At 64.2% G+C, this 16576-nt stretch carries 17 protein-coding genes; 6 read left to right on the forward strand and 11 right to left on the reverse strand.

Annotation, left to right across the window (positions count from 1 at the left end; translation table 11 throughout):
- The first annotated feature begins 197 nt into the window (after positions 1 to 197).
- Complete coding sequence (locus ABMQ42_RS03295; protein ID WP_349721374.1) at positions 198 to 1421, forward strand: AlbA family DNA-binding domain-containing protein; 1224 nt, start codon at positions 198 to 200, stop codon at positions 1419 to 1421.
- A gap of 4 nt (positions 1422 to 1425) precedes the next feature.
- Positions 1426 to 1758 carry a hypothetical protein gene (locus ABMQ42_RS03300; protein WP_349721376.1) on the forward strand — a complete coding sequence of 111 codons (333 nt, stop codon included), beginning with the start codon at positions 1426 to 1428 and terminating at the stop codon, positions 1756 to 1758.
- 73 nt (positions 1759 to 1831) lie between these two features.
- On the opposite strand, the gene ABMQ42_RS03305 is transcribed toward ABMQ42_RS03300, so the two are convergent.
- From ABMQ42_RS03305 to ABMQ42_RS03325, 5 genes are all read right to left on the reverse strand, one after another.
- Positions 1832 to 2659, reverse strand: a complete 828-nt coding sequence (locus ABMQ42_RS03305; protein WP_349721377.1) for a hypothetical protein — start codon at positions 2657 to 2659, stop codon at positions 1832 to 1834.
- Between the two features lie 473 nt (positions 2660 to 3132).
- Positions 3133 to 4245 (reverse strand): transaldolase, encoded by a 1113-nt coding sequence (gene tal, locus ABMQ42_RS03310; protein ID WP_349721379.1) that lies wholly within the window; start codon positions 4243 to 4245, stop codon positions 3133 to 3135.
- A gap of 36 nt (positions 4246 to 4281) precedes the next feature.
- Positions 4282 to 5961, reverse strand: coding sequence for a dihydroxyacetone kinase family protein (locus tag ABMQ42_RS03315; RefSeq protein ID WP_349721380.1), 1680 nt, complete (start codon positions 5959 to 5961; stop codon positions 4282 to 4284).
- 84 nt (positions 5962 to 6045) lie between these two features.
- Positions 6046 to 6945 (reverse strand): dihydrodipicolinate synthase family protein, encoded by a 900-nt coding sequence (locus ABMQ42_RS03320; RefSeq protein WP_349721381.1) that lies wholly within the window; start codon positions 6943 to 6945, stop codon positions 6046 to 6048.
- An 81-nt stretch (positions 6946 to 7026) separates the two neighbouring features.
- Entirely contained in the window at positions 7027 to 8304 is a 1278-nt protein-coding gene (locus ABMQ42_RS03325) for an MFS transporter (RefSeq protein WP_349721383.1), read from the reverse strand.
- A gap of 180 nt (positions 8305 to 8484) precedes the next feature.
- On the opposite strand from ABMQ42_RS03325, the gene ABMQ42_RS03330 reads away from it, so the two are divergent.
- Positions 8485 to 9198 (forward strand): GntR family transcriptional regulator, encoded by a 714-nt coding sequence (locus ABMQ42_RS03330; RefSeq protein WP_349721385.1) that lies wholly within the window; start codon positions 8485 to 8487, stop codon positions 9196 to 9198.
- An 11-nt stretch (positions 9199 to 9209) separates the two neighbouring features.
- Here ABMQ42_RS03330 and ABMQ42_RS03335 read toward each other — a convergent pair whose 3' ends face one another.
- The 5 genes from ABMQ42_RS03335 to ABMQ42_RS03355 form a co-directional block, all read right to left on the reverse strand.
- Positions 9210 to 9950 carry an Lrp/AsnC family transcriptional regulator gene (locus ABMQ42_RS03335; protein WP_349721387.1) on the reverse strand — a complete coding sequence of 247 codons (741 nt, stop codon included), beginning with the start codon at positions 9948 to 9950 and terminating at the stop codon, positions 9210 to 9212.
- Positions 9913 to 10686: an amino acid ABC transporter ATP-binding protein gene (locus ABMQ42_RS03340; protein WP_349721389.1), complete on the reverse strand. Its 774-nt coding sequence runs from the start codon at positions 10684 to 10686 to the stop codon at positions 9913 to 9915. Before ABMQ42_RS03340 ends, ABMQ42_RS03335 begins: the two co-directional genes overlap by 38 nt.
- The gene (locus ABMQ42_RS03345) at positions 10683 to 11576 is read right to left on the reverse strand and encodes an amino acid ABC transporter permease (RefSeq protein ID WP_349721391.1); all 894 of its coding nucleotides are present in this window, start codon (positions 11574 to 11576) and stop codon (positions 10683 to 10685) included. Before ABMQ42_RS03345 ends, ABMQ42_RS03340 begins: the two co-directional genes overlap by 4 nt.
- A 118-nt stretch (positions 11577 to 11694) precedes the next feature.
- Complete coding sequence (locus tag ABMQ42_RS03350) at positions 11695 to 12501, reverse strand: ABC transporter substrate-binding protein (protein ID WP_349721393.1); 807 nt, start codon at positions 12499 to 12501, stop codon at positions 11695 to 11697.
- Between the two features lie 198 nt (positions 12502 to 12699).
- Positions 12700 to 13878 carry a pyridoxal phosphate-dependent aminotransferase gene (locus tag ABMQ42_RS03355; protein ID WP_349721395.1) on the reverse strand — a complete coding sequence of 393 codons (1179 nt, stop codon included), beginning with the start codon at positions 13876 to 13878 and terminating at the stop codon, positions 12700 to 12702.
- A gap of 259 nt (positions 13879 to 14137) precedes the next feature.
- Here ABMQ42_RS03355 and ABMQ42_RS03360 point away from each other — a divergent pair, with 259 nt between their 5' ends.
- Complete coding sequence (locus ABMQ42_RS03360) at positions 14138 to 14266, forward strand: hypothetical protein (RefSeq protein ID WP_349721396.1); 129 nt, start codon at positions 14138 to 14140, stop codon at positions 14264 to 14266.
- 44 nt (positions 14267 to 14310) lie between these two features.
- On the opposite strand, the gene ABMQ42_RS03365 is transcribed toward ABMQ42_RS03360, so the two are convergent.
- On the reverse strand, positions 14311 to 14703 hold the full coding sequence (locus ABMQ42_RS03365; protein WP_349721397.1) for a VOC family protein: 393 nt from the start codon (positions 14701 to 14703) through the stop codon (positions 14311 to 14313).
- Positions 14704 to 14823: 120 nt separating this feature from the next.
- On the opposite strand from ABMQ42_RS03365, the gene ABMQ42_RS03370 reads away from it, so the two are divergent.
- Both ABMQ42_RS03370 and ABMQ42_RS03375 read left to right on the forward strand, forming a co-directional pair.
- Positions 14824 to 15447, forward strand: a complete 624-nt coding sequence (locus tag ABMQ42_RS03370; protein WP_349721399.1) for a TetR/AcrR family transcriptional regulator — start codon at positions 14824 to 14826, stop codon at positions 15445 to 15447.
- Between the two features lie 2 nt (positions 15448 to 15449).
- Positions 15450 to 16544, forward strand: coding sequence for a zinc-binding dehydrogenase (locus ABMQ42_RS03375; protein ID WP_349721400.1), 1095 nt, complete (start codon positions 15450 to 15452; stop codon positions 16542 to 16544).
- Positions 16545 to 16576: the final 32 nt, after the last annotated feature.

Here is a 16576-nt window from a genome sequence, read left to right on the forward strand (position 1 = left end):
GAGCCGCTCACGTGGGTGTACATCCCATCCGCTCATCGGTCAGCCGGATGCGATTCATGTCTTCCGGGACGGGGAACAGGCGGACCTCGAGGACTTCGAGTCGGCAGGGCCGGTCATCGGTGGGGGCTCGGATCAATGATCATCCGGGGCCTCCAGACGGAAGCGAGCTGGTGGACCGCGGACAGTATTCTCAGGGCATGTCATCTCCCGTGGTTGTCGATGGTCGCTTGTCCCGCGAGAAGCTGGAGGAGCTCCTCGCGCTCGGTGCTGAGCACGCAGAGCTGGATTTCAAGACAATGCTCGATCTCGACGACCCCGCCCAGAGGCTGGGTCTGGTGAAGGACCTGATCGCGATGTCCAACGCTGGTTCGGGAGGCTATGTGATCGTGGGGGTCGATGAGCATGGCGCTCCGGCGACGAACCAGAATCCGGTTGACGAGAAGAAGTTCGACAGCGCAAATCTCGGGCAGCTCGTGGCGAAGTACGTTGTGACTGCTCCCGTGGTCACCTCGCAGGTTCATGAGGTTGACGGGCGAAGGATCATCCTCATCCACGTTGCGGCTTCCGCCAACGGGCTGCCCTCGCTGATCAGCAAGGCGGGCGAGTACGCCGTGCAAAATCGCACGAAGACCGTCCTCGTCGAAGGGGTTCTGTATGTGCGGGACGGCACTCGAAACGCCACAGCAACGGATGCCCACTGGCACCAGGTGCTGAGCCGCTATCGGGAGAGAATCGTCGCCGAAACGCGCGAGAACAACGACGTCCTTGTCGCCAAGCTGGTGGGGGGGTTGGGGGATGCGGCCGCCGGCGTGCGGCTCGCGCCTCTTGCGCTCGAGATGGACGACGTCACCTTCTCTGAAGCCGTGCAGCCGTACTTCGACAAAGACGATGTCCTCAAGGTGCTGCGGCGGTTCCTGCGCTCACTCCGGGTGCCGGCGGGACCGGACAATCCTGATCGATCGTCCCAGGCGGCCGCGCTGGACAAGCTCTGCATCATCGCAACACAGGCGGTGATGGCTGAGTCGCGCGATGGATTCCAGATCACGATCGATCTCCTCTACAGCCTCTACCTCAAGTCGGTCGGATCGTCCGACGCCGACTACGCGACACCACAGCAGGCGCAATACGGGCTGGAGATTCTCCTTCGCCTTCTGCTCGTCGGCGCGACCGCCGTCGATGAGGATGCGTGGTGGGCGGTCGAGCCGTTGGTGAATCGGCCAGTCAGCGACTACTACGTCATCTGGATGCGGCATGCACTGGTTCATGCGTCGCGGGCAGGGTTGCTGTCTGGCGGCAACCGAGAGGCTGCCATGGTGCTCATTCGTGCGCGGGCGCTGGCGCTGGAGAATCCAAGCCTCATGCCCACGCTCAAAGGTCAGGTGCCGTCTGGGGGGGGATGCGGGGCTGCCGGACAACGATGAGCTGTTGAACTCACTCTGCCGGTTCGACTTCCTCTGGTGCACTGTCGCCGTCGTTACCCACCTCGAGAAGAGCGACGGTCCGTTGTTCTTCCCATCGTGCGCGACCTTGAACCAAAGCCGTTCGATCCCCATCGTCGATCAGCTCGTGAGATCAGAACAGACACGTCGTGCGCTGCTTCCGGATGCCTCCGCCGAGAGTTGGAAGGCAGCACTGATCCGGGTCGAAGCGGTCGCCGTCACGCAGAGTCAGACGCAAAATCACGTCACGTGGTGGAGCTCAGACGGGTTCGACGAGTACGTCGAGGAGCGCCTCAGGGACACGTCGCTGCCGAAGTGATGGTGCCGCTGATGAGAAGGTCCTTCCCCGAGCCCTGTTGACGGACAGGCGCTATCCGAGTCGAGCTTCTCTTTCAGCGCGGCGGGACGACCCGGTAGGAAATCGCAGCGACCTGATCGTGATCCCCGCCTCGGTGATACGGAGTCCCCAACGCTGTGATCCGGATTTGCAGAAATGCGTCGTCGGCAACCGTGGCATCCGTGACCGGGACGACCAAAGTGACTGGTGCTCCGGAGTGGAGGGTCACGAATATCCCGCGCTCATTGGTGTTGGACCAGCTTGCTGCGATCTCCATCTGGCGGCTCTGAGGGTCGACCGCGTCGACCTCGATCGTGAGTTCGTCCCCCGGTGAGAGCGTGAGCTCGCTGTAGTGAAATACGATGCGCAGATCCGATGGCAGACCGGCGAAGTCAGTTCCGAGCTGGTCGCGGACGGAGGTGATGACCGGGTAATACCCGCCTGTTGGGTCGGATGAGCTCACGTACAGCACCACCTTGTTCTCGATGTGACCTGCAAGACCGGCCATCAGCAGCCGCTGATGAGGCAAGATCGGACGGCTGTGAGCGATGTCGTTGCGGTAGCTCTCGACTTCTTGCAGCAGTGCCATCGTTCGCTTCTTGTCACCAAGCGCCTGGCTGAGCGGCTCCCAGTGGCGGTTCACCAAGTCGTTCAGCTCGTACAGTTCTGTGAAGTCGAGGAGCCTGTGCTCATCGGTGAGCTGGCCACCCTGGGACAGGCGCCGAGCATTCGATGCCTGTAGCCGCTGTCGCCACTCGTCTCCGTGCTTGGCCTCGATCTTCTGCCACTCTGTGCCGTTTGGGAGTTGGATCGCGATGCGGACAAGCTCCCTCAGCGCTCGCTCCAAGCGATGCAGAGACTCGCTCGGCGTCGGCACCCTCATGATGCCGATAATAGGGCGCCCCGGTGCTGCCTCTGGCCTCCACCTCACTTGAGGTGCGTGACCTGCTGGAGCATGCTCTTCTCGGAGAACGGGCACAGTCGTATCGATGCCCGTGTGCCGCCGACAGTTACACATGCAGGGACCGGAAGAACTTGTGTTCGACTAGTTGGTCCGCGATCGAAGCGGCTGTTCACCGCGTGCTGCGGGAAGACGGTGGGAAGAAATAGATCGAAGTGTACGACGGTGCATCAAATCGAACGGGGCTGAACTCGCGTCGAGGTTCTCTCGAACGTGCGTGAAATCAAGGCCAGCGCGTCCAGATCGGTCCAACTCACGCATCCGCAGAAGAGTTCAAATCCCACCGTCACCGCCAGTTGAAAACCTCCGCGAACCCTTGAAAACACAGGGATCGCGGGGGTTTCTTCATGTCTGGGGAACGTGTCCCGACAATGCGGCGACAACACTCCGAGATCTCATTGCTCCTCGGGCCGCCTCAGCGCCTGTGCCACGGTGTCCTGTAGTTCGTGCCAGGAGGTGATGAACTTCTCGACGCCTTCGTCTTCGAGCACCTGGGTGACGTCGTCGAAGTCGATGCCCACCGATGCCAGGCCGTCGATGACCGCGTGCGCGTCGGCGTAGGCGCCGGTGATGGCGTCGCCGCCGATCACGCCGTGGTCGAAGACGGCCTCGAGCGTCTTCTCGGGCATGGTGTTCACGGTGCCCGGTGCGACCAGTTCGGTCACGTAGAGCGTGTCGGGCAGCGACGGGTCCTTGACCCCGGTGGAGGCCCACAGCGGGCGCTGGGTGTTGGCCCCGGCATCCGCCAATGCCTTCGCACGGTCGCCCGCGAACTCCTTCTCGTACAGCTCGTACGCCAGGCGCGCGTTGGCGATGCCGGACTTCGACTTCAGGGCCGCGGCCGCGTCGGTGCCCACGGCGCCCAGGCGCTTGTCGACCTCGGTGTCCACGCGCGAGACGAAGAACGAGGCCACCGAGTGGATCTGCGTCAGGTCGTGGCCGGCGGCCTTGGCCTTCTCCAGCCCGGTCAGGTACGCGTCGATGACCTCCGCGTAGCGGGCCAGGGAGAAGATCAGCGTGACGTTGACCGAGATGCCCGCGGCGATGGTCGCGGTGATCGCTTCCAGGCCTGCCTTGGTCGCGGGGATCTTGATGTACGCGTTCGGGCGGTCCACCGTGCTCCACAGCTGGGCGGCCTGGTCGATCGTGGCCTGCGTCTGGTGCGCGAGGTCGGGGGAGACCTCGATCGACACGCGGCCGTCCTGCCCGGCGGTGGCGTCGTAGACGGGGCGGAAGATGTCGCACGCGTCGCGGACGTCGGTCGTCGTGATCTGGAAGATCGCGTCGTCGGCGTTCGAGCCGGCCGCGGCGAGCTCGGCGACCTGGTCCTGGTAGCCCTCGCCGTGGCTGACGGCGTTCGCGAAGATCGTCGGGTTCGTGGTCACGCCCACGACACTGCGGTTCACGATCAGGTCGGCGAGGTTGCCGGTCGTGATGCGCTTGCGGGACAGGTCATCGAGCCAGATGCTCACGCCCTGCGCGGACAGCTGCTGAGTGGGAGTGGTCATGCGTTCTCCTTGAGGATTTGCGTTGGCGACGACGCTCTACGCGCCGGAATACCGGGAGAGAGCTTCGATCGCGTATGCGGCTGCCACTGAGCCCGGATCCTTGAGACCGATGCTGCGCTCCTGATGCCACGCTGCGCGGCCGCGAGCCGAGCGGAGGTCGGCCACCTCGTCCACCCGCCTGGTGAGGAAAGCGGCGAGCTCGCCCGAGCTCGTGCCGCGTTCGATCTCATCGAGCGCGGGCACAAGGACGTCCAGGAGGGTCTTGTCACCGAGCTTTGCTCCCCCCTTCTGAGCGATCGCCTCTGCGATCGCCCGTCCGATGGCGACAGCTGTCGCAACGGTCACCTGGGATGTGTCATCGACGACGGCGGAGGCGGCGAGCATCCCAGAACCGAGGAGAGCCGCAAATGTGGATGGGTTGGCGGACGCGAACGCAACGGCTGATTCTCGGAGCAGCACGCTGGAGGCGGTGTTCTCGGGCAGATCGTTCAACCGCTGGGCGATCGCGGCGACGCCCGCAGAGACCGTCAGTCCCAGGTCGCCGTCGCCGAGTGCCGCGTCGAGATCTCGCAGCTCATCCTCATGTGTGGGGAGCTCTTCCGCCAGGGCGATCAGCGCACCGCGCAGAGCCGAGGGGAAGTCGGCTGTCGGAACAGCATCGTCTGAGAGCTCATCCTGCGCCGTCTCGGCCCGAGAGACCGGCTCAGGGATCGAGGTTCCCGGCCGATAGAACGGGGAACGGGCTGGTTCGTTGAGGAGGTCCTCCAACTCACTGTCCAGCTTCATGATGGAGACCGAAGCACCAGCCATTTCGAGACTGGTGGCATACTCACCGACGAAGTTGTAGGCGATGTGGGTGCCCTGCGCTTCGACGAGCCGCGCTACCTCCGAGTAAAGGACGTAAAGCTCTTCCAAGGGCGTCGCACCGAGCCCGTTGATGAGCACTGCAACTCGTGAGTCGCCGTCGAGCTGAAGCTCGGCGTTGATGCTGCCGAAGAGGGTGTTCGCGATCGAAGCGGCGGTGGGGATCTGCACGGTGTCGATTCCTCTCTCCCCATGGATGCCGACGCCGATCTCCATCTCTCCGTCACCGAGGACGAAGGTCGGTCTGCCGGCGGCGGGCAGGATGGTGGGCGCGAGCCCGACGCCGGCGGTCCGAACGGCGTCTGCTGCGCGCTGGGCGATTGCGGCGACGTCGTCGAGATCATCACCGCGCGCCGCTGCCGCACCGGCGACCTTGTAGACCATCACCAGACCTGCGATGCCGCGGCGTGTGCGAGCTTTGTCGGCGGGCGCCGAGAACACGTCGTCGGCGCCGAGGACGGTGCGAGTCGGGATGCCTTCGAGAGATGCCTGTTCCGCTGCGAGGTCGAAGTTGTAGACATCGCCGCCATAGTTGCCGTACAGGTAAAGGACCCCGCGTCCGCTGTCTGCAGCTCTCGTCGTTGCGAGGATCTGTGCCGGCGACGGAGACGAGAACACGTTGCCCACAGCGACGCCGGTCGCCAGCCCCTGGCCGACGTATCCGAGGAAGAGCGGGAGGTGACCGCTCCCGCCCCCGGTGACGATTCCAACCTTGTCGGGAGTGGCAGGGGCGATCACGGCTCTGCGGTCGCGGGATGCGAACTGGTAGGAGTCGGGGTGTGCCCGGACGATGCCGTCGAGCACTTCGTCGACGAAGTCGTGGGGGTCGTTGATGATCTTGCGGAGAGTCATCGGTCAGGTCCTCGCGTGGTGGTTGTGCTGGCTCAGGAAGGTTGGGCCGCCGGCCCGGCTTTGGTGGCCGGGCCGGCGGGGGCGTCAGGAGACGAGGGCGTCGATCAGCGGCTCGACGAGCGCCTTGTGCTTGTCGCTGAGCTCGGTGAGCGGGCTGCGGGCGCTGCCGGTGTCGATGCCCTGGTACTTCACGGCGTACTTGAAGATCTCCAGCCAGTGCGCTTCGGCGGCGCGTGCCGGGTCCATGAAGTACTCCATGAACGGGACGAACTTCTTCCACAGTTGGCGGCCCTTGTCGAGGTCCTTCTCGTCGCGCAGCGCCGTCTGCAGCTCACGGCACTGCTGGGGGAAAGCGGCAGGGAGTCCCGACAGCCACCCATCGGCGCCGGCGGCGAAGCCGCCGACCGGTGAGTAGTCGTGGCCGTAGAAGATGGTGATCCCGTCCGAGAGCGCCCGCAGATCAGCCACACGCGACGGGTCGCCGTGCGCGGCCTTGATGGAGGTCACCACGCCGTCGTTGTACAGCTCCGCCGCCTGTCGAGGGGTGAGTTCGTAGCCCGCGAAGTTGGGGTTGTTGTAGAGGCAGATCGGCAGCCCGACCTCGTCGTGAATGCGGCGGACGTGGCGGATGGCTGCCTCGCGAGAAGGCGTGTAGTAGTACGGCAGGATGACCATGATCTGGTCGGCACCGGAGGCCTTCGCGGCGTGGGCGAGCTTGAGGGTCTCCTTGGTGCCGTACTTTCCAACGCTGGCGAGGACGGGGACCTGCCCGGCGACGAACCGGGTCACATGGTCGATGATCGCCATCTGCTCGTCGTTGTCCATCGCGAGCATCTCGCCGGTGCTGCCGGCGACGGAGACCGCCTCGGCGCCGTTCTCGAGCAGCCAAGTGATGTAGCGCTCCTGCGCGGCGGGGTCATACTGTTCGTTGCTGTCCCACGCGGTGAGCATGGCGGGTACGATTCCACGGGCGTCAGCAGCCATGGACTTTCCTTTCGTTGGATCGGCGCAGCCGATGTTGACGAGACGGGGTTCCTGTCTCGGGGATGGGAAGAGTGTTCGGGATCAGGCCGCGACGGTGGGCTGGACTGAGTCCTCGTGGTGTGATTCGCCGGCCTTGAGTCCCGCGGCCGCGAACGAGGAGACCGCTGCGACGACCAGCACGTAGATGACGACCAGGTGCCAACTGCCGCCGACAGCCGCGATCAGGGCGGAGCCGAGTAGGGGAGAGAGCCCGCCACCGAGGGTGGCACCGATCTGCTGGGTGGCTGACAATCCTGTGTACCGGACCGGAACCGGGTAGAGGTTCGCGAACAGAGCAGCCTGTGCTCCGTACATCGAGCCGTGTCCCAGTCCGAACGCGAGGACCATTGCGATGGTGAGCATTGCGAAGCTGCCGCTGCTGATCAGGAGGAAGAACGGAACGGCGAGCAGGACCTGGAAGATGGCACCGCCGATGTACACCTTCCGCCGGCCGATCTTGTCGCTGAGGGCGCCGAACAACGGCAGGGTGAAGATCTCGACCGCGACCCCAATGAGGATGGCAGTGAGGATCGGGCCGCGATCCTGCCCTTGCTCGACGGTGACTAGGGCGATGGCGACGACGTAGTAGACGTTGAAGAGACCGCTCTCTGCGATCTTCGCGAGGATCGACAGGACGAGGCGTCCGGAGTAGTTGCGGAGCACCTCCGCCAACGGCACCTTGGTGAGTTCCTTCTGCTCGCGCGCGGCGACGAACTCCGGGCTCTCGGTGACCCTCAGTCGAATGTAGACACCGACGGCGATGAGAAGAATGCTGGCGAGGAACGGGATTCGCCACGCCCACTCCTGGTAGGACCCGGCCGGAAGGGTTGCGTCGAGGATCGTCACGAAAGCCGTGGGGATGAGGACGCCCGCGGGTGTACCGATGTGGACGATGGAAGTGAAGAGTCCTTCGCGCGCCTTCGGGCTGTACTCCAGCGCCATCAGGACACCGCCGCCATACTCACCGCCCATGCCGAGCCCCTGAATCAAGCGGATCAGCACGAGAAGGATCGGCGCCCAGACTCCGATCTGCGCGTAGCCGGGGAGAAGGCCGATGGCGAACGTGCCCAAACCCATCATCAGCATCGTGATCACGAGGATGTTCTTGCGGCCGAGGCGGTCGCCGAAATGCCCGAAGATGAGGCCGCCGACTGGACGGGCGAGGTATCCGACGAAGAACGTGGCGAAGCCGGCCAGCACTCCCACGATGGGCTCGGCTGCGGTGAAGAATACGGGACCGAACACCAGTGCTGAGGTGGTCGCATAGAGGGTGAAGTCGTAGTACTCGACCGTGGTGCCGAGTGTGCTCGCAACGAGCACCTTGCGAAGACTGGAAGTGCGTCTCGCCGACGGCGAAGTGACTGTTGACGTGCTCATGCCGCTCCTTTGGGGTCTCTGGGACATCGTGTTACTGAACGCTAATATATTAGCGACTAGATGTCAACGGTAATAGTCAGTATGCTCGACACAGCGCGGTGGATGCCGCGGAAGGGGGTTGCGATGGCTGTGGGCATGCCTCGGGCAGAGACCGAGATGGTTTCAGAACTGATCTCGGACCGGCTCTACCGGATCCTCACCGACCGCATCATCACCGGGGTCCTGCAGCCGGGTGAGCGTATCGACCCCGGAGCCATCGCTTCGGAGTTCGGCGTCTCGCGCGCGCCTGTACGCGACGCGCTGACGCGGATGGAGTTCGAGCAGATGGTGGAGACCAGGGCGCGCTATGGCAGCTTCGTCGTTCGCCCTACCGTGCAAGACATCCACGAGGTGTGCCAGTTCCGAAAGGCGGTGGAGTGGGTGGCAACGGGGCTCGCGACCACGGCTATCGCGCCGGAGGAGCTTCGCGCATTGAGGGCAGAGGCCGTTCATGCGCTCAAAGAGGCCGACCGCGGCGTGTACGAGCCATTCTTCGAGAGTGACAGTCACTTGCACAACGCGATCATCGCCGCCACGGGGAACACCAGATTGCTGCGAGCTCGATCCGCTGTGGAGCCGTGGGTGACCTGGCTTCGCGTTCTCGGCGCCACAGGCGTCCACCGGATCGCTGGATCCACCGCCCGGCATCTGGAGATCCTTGACGCGATGCTCGCCGGCGATGCGGAGACTGCGCAGCGAATAGCCGCGCTGCACCTCGACGAGGTCGAAGCCTGGGCGATCGAAGACTTCCCGGGCGTGGTGGGTTCACCTGATGATGCCGCCACCCGCTCTGCGTGACTGAACCCGACCTAGACGGCGTCTTCCGGCGTGGCCTGGGGTGCGTCACGCTCTGCGAGGATCGTCGTCAGCAAGTCAGGTGCTGGGATCTCGCCCAGCGCCAGAAACGTCTCGAATCTCTGCAAGCCGGGGATAGAGAACAGCCGATCGAGCAGTGTTTCCTGAAGGTGCCGGTGGTCGCGCACCCGAAAGCGGGCGATGAGGTCGTAGCCACCCGTCACGAGGGTGAGTCCGTCGAGCTCGGGGACCTGCCGGAGCCCGTCGAGGATCATCTGGATGTCCACGCCTGCCGTGACGGTCATCGGTATGTAGGCGAGGATGGGCATGCCCACTGCACCCCAGTCGATGTCGACCGAGTATCCCCGAATCACACCAGCTCGCTCCAATCGTGCGATCCGTTCGCCGACAGCTGGAGCGGACATGCCGATGGAACGCCCGAGCTGGCGCTGGGAGACCCGTGCATCCCGGCGCAACTCTTCCAGGATCATCCGATCGATATCGTCGAGCTTTGCCTCTGGTGTCGTGCGTTCAACCAGCGTCGACAAGCTGGCCGTGGGCGATACGAACGACGCGGTCGAGATGCTCTCGTCTCCCATACGTGCCAGCCCTTCCTGAAGTTTGAGCGCGGGTGCCGCCCCAACGGTCCGGGCGGCACCCGCTTTCCTCGGTCCAGTCTCCCAGGCGGTGCCGAGAATGTCGCGAACTGCTCTGAGTTCAGTGAATGCTGCTGAGGAACTGCTGGGTTCGTTCATGCTTCGGAGCGTCGAAGAATTCGGCAGGTGGGGCTTCCTCGACGATCTCGCCGCCGTGCATGAAGATGACGCGGTCAGCTGCCTGGCGGGCGAACGACATCTCATGCGTCACCACGATCATGGTCATCCCCCCGGCGGCGAGATCGAGCATGACCTTCAGGACGTCGCCGACCAACTCGGGATCCAGAGCTGAGGTCGGTTCGTCGAACAGCATCACGTCGGGATCCATCGCCAATGCGCGGGCGATCGCAACTCTCTGCTGTTGCCCGCCGGACAGTTGCACCGGATAGGACTTGGCCTTGTCGGCCAGTCCCACGCTCTCCAGCAGATCTTGAGCTCGTTTGATCGCTGACTTCTTCGGCTGTTTGAGGACGCCGACGGGTGCCTCGATGATGTTCTCGAGAACCGTCAGGTGCGCGAACAGGTTGAACCTCTGAAAGACCATGCCGATCGGCTTGCGCTGGCGGGCAACCTGCTTGCCCGTGAGCTCCCGATAGACCGTTCCGTGCGGCTCGTATCCGATCAGTTCCCCGTCGACCCAGATCTCGCCGCCGTCGATGGTCTCCAGATGATTGATCGAGCGCAGGAAGGTGCTCTTGCCGGCGCCGGAGGCGCCCAGTAGACACACGACCTCTCCGCGATAGACATCCAGGTTGATGCTCTTGAGCACATCTACCGGTCCGAATGACTTCTTCACCGCGATGGCCGAGACGATTGGCTCCTCCTTGCCGTTCACTGTCGCACCTCCCTGTCAGAACCTTCCGTCACGGGCGGATACTCGATGTTCCGCCGGAAGGGAAGCGAGAACGCCTTTCGTGCAATTTCACGCAGCCCAATGGGGGTCTTCCTGCTCACGCTGGACTCGAGAGACCGCTCGAGGAAATACTGACCAACGCTGGTGATCGAAACGATCACCATGTACCAGAACGCGGCAGCGAACAGCGTCTCCATCACTTGCAAGTTGACGGCAGAGATGTTCTGCGCCGCCCGGAGCAGCTCTGGATAAGTCACCACGGAGGCCAGTGAAGTGGTCTTCAGCATGTTGACGAAGTCGTTTCCCGTCGGTGGAACGATCACGCGTATGGCCTGCGGCAGCACGATCCGCCTCATGGTCCGTCCCGGTGACATCGCCAGAGCTCCGGCCGCCTCGATCTGCCCGGTGTCGACGCTCTTGATTCCGCCTCGGACGATCTCCGCCATATAGGCGGCTTCGTTGAGCGCCAGACCCAGGAAGGCGGCGACGAACGGTGTCATGAGCGAATTGGTGGACTCGTCGAACAGCACGATGTGGGTGAATGGGATCACGACCGTGATGCGATCGACCACCAAGGCGATGTTGTACCAGACGAGAATCTGTACCAGTACGGGAACGCCCCGGAAGATCCAGATGAAGAACGATGCCGTTGTGGAGGCCACCGGGTTCGCCGAGATCCGCATGATGGCAACGAGCACGCCCAGGACGATGGCGACGACTTGCGAGATCACAGCCAGCACGACGGTGTTCCACACGGCCGCCAGCACGACCGGATAGACGATGTACGCGGTGACGGATACCCAGTCCACCTTGGCGTGAGCCAGCGCCAGTACCACTCCGACGATGACGGCCAGGATGATGACTGCGGACACCCACCGCCATGGATGGGACCGTCTCACCGTGGGGCGCTGCAGCCGGACCGCCCGGGTGGCGGTCATCTCGTGTGTGCTCATTGTTCTCTCGCGTCCTTCGACGAACCCGGTCGCGTGCTCATGAGTCGCCGTTGATCGTCGCCTTGGCGATTGCGCCCCGTGACAGGCCCCACGCGTCGAGGATCTTCTGATAGGTGCCGTCGTCGATCAGCGACTGCAGTGCCTTCTGTACAGCGTCACGCAGCTGGGTGTCGTCCTTGTTGAATCCGATGCCGTAGGGCGCCGCGAGGATCGGCTCTGTGTCCAAGACCATGAAGTCGTTTCCGCCGCCGGAGGTCTGCGAGACGTAGACGACGTTGGGCAGGTCGTTCAGCGCAGCTGTCACTCGACCGGTCTTGAGGTCGTTCAACCGCTGCTGATCATTCGCGTTCGTGACGACTGTGATCGGTTGCCGGCCCTTGCAGAGATCGGGATTGGCGCTCTCGACCCAGATCACCGAGGTGGAGCCGGCGACGCCGTTGACCGTGTGACCGCAGAGGTCCGAAGGCGACTGGATCTTGTCGGGGTTGCTCTTCTGCAGAAGGATGCCCACGCTCGAGTCGAAGTAGTTGACGAAGTCGATCACTTTCTGGCGCGTCGGGTTGTCGTTCATCGACGCGATCGTCAGGTCGACCCGCTTGGATTGCAGACTTGTGATGAGCGTGTCGAACTGCATGTTCTCGATCTTCATCGTGACGCCGAGCTTGTTGCCGATCGCATTGATCAGATCGATCTCGTCGCCGATCGGGGTGGTTCCGTCGGCGGCGAAGAAGGTCGCCGGCGGCGATTGCAGGTTCGAGCCGACCGTGAGGGTGGTCGTCCCCGACGGCAGCATGGAAGCCGCGGCGTCGTCTTCGGTGACCGCCTTGACGATCGGTGCACTCACGTCCTGGGGCGATGACCCGGATGCGTCCGTCGAGCTGGTGGGTGCCCCTGGAATCGCGGAAGATGAGCAACCGGCAAGTGCGAACGCGGTCACTACTGCGACGGCGGCAACGCTGACGAGTCGTTTCATGATGTTCCTATCTGTTTCTTGTTCGGAGGGTGTGGTCGAGGGAGATGACGGCGAGACAGCCCGGGATGGTCAGGCAGTGATGCCCGTCAACTGCGCGCTGAAGGAACGGAGCCCGGTCTCCAGTTCGGCGATGTCGCCGCCGTATGAGATTCGGAAGTACCCCTCTCCCTCGTCGCCGAATGCGGTTCCCGGAGTAACGGCAACGCGGCGTTCGCGGAGCAGCTGCAGTGCGAACTCATGGGAGGACGTGACGTGTTCACGCGCATCAACCCAGAGATAGAAGGCGCCCGGTGGCACGAGCGCCGGCGAAACTCCGCTGGCGATCAGGGTCGCCACTGCCAGATCTCGGCGCGACTTGTACCCGGATCGCATCTCGCGCACGCAGTCCTGAGGCCCGGAGACTGCTGCCAGCGCCGCTGCTTGCCCGACGGTGCTGACGCAGCTGACCACCGGCTCGTTGATGCGGGTGACGACTTGGGTCAGTCCCTTCGGCAACGTGAGATAGCCGACACGCCACCCCGTCATGGCGTACGTCTTCGAGAAGCTGTGCGCCGTCACGATTCGGGGGCTGTCGCTGAGGGCCGCTGCGGAGACGAATCCCTCCTCGTATGTGAGCTCGTCGTAGCACTCGTCGGCGACGACCCAGATGCCTCGGCGGTCCGCGAAATCCAGCAGCTCCCGCATGAGTGGTTCTCTGATGAGGCTGCCGATCGGGTTGGACGGCGAGTTGAGAACGAGGACCCGGGTGCGAGGGGTGACGAGCTCCTCAAGCTGGGCGAGGTTCGGCACATACCCGGTCTGAGCGTTCAAGGAGTATCCAACGGGCTTCACACGAGCCAAATGGGCCATCCCGAGGTAATTGGACCATCCGGGGTTCGGCAGCAGCACCTCGTCTCCTTGCTCACAGAGTGTGAACAACGTCAAGAGAAGTCCTTCAACGGCGCCGGCAGTGACCATGATCTGATCCGGGTCCGCGGTGATTCCGTTCACTCGATGCACCTTCTGCGCGAGCGCCTCCCGCAGCGCGGGCACGCCTGCGCTCGATGCGTACTTGGTCCACCCGTCTTCCAGCGCACGTTCGGCCGCTTCAATCACATGGGGTGGGGTCGGAAAGCTCGGCTCTCCCAGCGACAGCTGGATGACGTCTCCCATCGTCCTGCCAAGCTCCAGAATCTCGCGGATTCCGTTCTTCGGCGCACCGAGTGCGAAGGCAGAGGCGGAGGAGCTGTGGTCAACAGTGAGCACCATACGTGGCATCCGATCAGTCATCATTGGCTTATGGCTTGCAGATGATAGCTAGTGTGATCTAAATGCCTTACGACTGTCAATACTTCGATGTGCGTCGGCTGATTTTGGGCGCGCAGGTATGGGCGCCTCGGTCTCGGGCGCGAAGCGTGCGCATGTGGAAGGCAAGATTGCTATGGCTGCGAGACCTCAGGTCACGAACAAGCTTCGGATCGTGTGTCGGAGCGCGCGCGAGCGAGACCACCCCCTGAGGCGCGGAGTCATGGGAGATGTCGGGTCGGTGTGGAATGGCGTCGACCCCGATGAGAGCTCGATCGTCGCCGTCTATGGCACGGGCGTGGTCGGATTTTCAGCGGCCTGGGCGACGGCACAGCGCCGCCCGACCGGCTGATCGCCATCGATCATGTGGGCCCGGGAGAATCGAGACGCGGTGTCTCAGCCGTCGGTGTCGGCGCTCGCCTCTTCGCCGGTGTGGGCGACGACGGTGATGCGCTCGCCGTTGGGGTCGATGAACGAGAATCTCCTGATTCCCCAGGCCTTCGTCGAGAGCGGCTCGACGATCGGCAGGGCACGGCGAACGACCTCCGCGTGGATGGCATCGACCTGGCCGGCATCGCCGACGTCGATCGCGAAGCCCGGCGGCAGGCCGTCGTGACCGTTGTCGTTCACGATGACCTGAGCCGACGGATTTTCTGCTGAGCCGAACGAGAGGAAGCCGGACGCGTCATCCCGCATCTTGACCTCGAGGCCGAGCACGGTGACATAGAGGTCTTCGGTCGCAGCGACGTTCTGACTGCGAAGCTCTGGGATTATCCGCGTGACGCCCACAGCACGAACACTAGCCACCGCCCGGTCGCGCAGCCAGTGGCGAATGTGCTCAGGCGGAGGCCCTGAGCCGCGGCATTCACTTTTCTGGACAACTGTCCAGAAGCGAGTAAGCTCACGACTATGGAGCAGTCGTCGACGGCGAGCGATGCGATTCGGAGTGGATTGCAGTCGTCGGACGACCCGAGGGCCGTCCGCACCCGCGGCGTGATCTTCGGTGCCGTGCATGCCCTGGTGGCGGCCGGTGACGACATCACCGTTGCGGCGATCGTCCGCGAGGCCGGCATCAGCCGCGCCAGCTTCTACGCGCACTTCGCGGACCTCGACGAGCTCGCCATGACGATGCAGCGCGAGAGGTTCAGTGCGATCGCCGACCTCTTCCGGCGCGACCGGCTCGCCGGCCCCGGCGCGCTCCGTCTGTCGCAGGAACGCCTGGTCGCGCACTTCGCCGAGAACCGCGCGCTCTTCGCAGCCGTTGCGGCGATGCCGACCTCGAAGCGCGCGCACCTCGCCGGGGTCAGCGCGATGGCCGCGCTGATCGAGGAGAGCTTGGACGAGTCGGGCGTACTCCCCGAGGGAATGCAGCGGGATGCCACGGCCCGGTACATCGCCGGGGCGGCGTATGGGCTGCTCGATGCGTGGGCACTCGGCGAGATCGAGATGGACTCGGCGGCGCTGACGGACCACCTGGTCCGGCTGCTGCCCGACTGGTACACGGCGACGGAGAAGCCGTCGCAGAAGGGATGATCATGAAGGCATCGTTGGTCCGCGAGATCGGTGGGGGCTTCACGTTCGAGGACGTGCAGCTCGCCGAGCCGATCGGGCGCGAGGTGCTCGTCGATGTGAAGGCATCGGGGCTCTGCCACACCGATCTCACGTTCTCGCGCAATGACATGGGCACGCCGCTGCCGATGCTGCTCGGCCACGAGGCCGCCGGTGTCGTGGTGGCCGTCGGGCCCGGGGTCAGCGAGTTCGCGGTCGGCGACCACGTGGTCGGCTGCCTCGTGCAGTCGTGCGGCAAGTGCAAGGCATGTCTGACCGGTCGCACGTTCCAGTGCGAGCATCCGGAGGAGACACTGCGCACCGCCGGTCAGGCCCCGCGCGTGACGGCCGGCGGCGAGAAGGTGGAGCAGGTGTTCGGACTGGGCGGGTTCGCACAGCAGGCGCTCATCCACGAGAACCAGCTCGTGAAGGTCGACGAGCGGATCCCGTTCGCCCAGGCCGCCCTGCTGGGCTGCGGCGTCGTGACCGGGGCCGGCTCGGTGATCAACACCTCGAACACGCAGGCGGGTGACGCCGTCGTCATCATCGGTGCGGGCGGCGTCGGGCTCAACGCCATCAACGGTGCGGTCGTGGCCGGTGCGACCACGATCATCGCCGTCGACGTGGCAGACGACAAGCTCGAGAAGGCCAAGCGCTTCGGCGCCACGCACACGGTCAACTCCACGACGGTCGATCCGGTGGCCGCCGTGAGGGAGATCACGGGCCAGGGCGCCGACGCGGCGTTCGACTTCGTTGGCATCCCCGCCGTCACGCAGTCGGGGCTGGAGATGGTCCGACCCGGCGGGGGCCTCTACCTGATCGGCATCATCGACCCCGCCGCGACGCTGCCGCTGTTGACCGTCGGACTGATCGGCACACAGAAGCGCATCCAGGGCGTCTACATGGGCTCGACGACGCCGAAGCGCGACATCCCCCTCTACGCCGATCTCTACCTGCAGGGCCGGTTCACCCTCGACGACCTCATCTCGCGCGAGATCGCGCTCGACGAGGTCGAGCAGGGTTACGAGGCACTCAAGGACGCCGACGTCACACGGGTGGTCATCACCTCGGGGCTCAGCTGAGTCCCGTTTCGCATCATCGGACACGTACAGAG

This window comes from Microbacterium sp. KR10-403, assembly GCF_040196215.1.
In the GTDB taxonomy this organism is placed as follows: domain Bacteria; phylum Actinomycetota; class Actinomycetes; order Actinomycetales; family Microbacteriaceae; genus Microbacterium.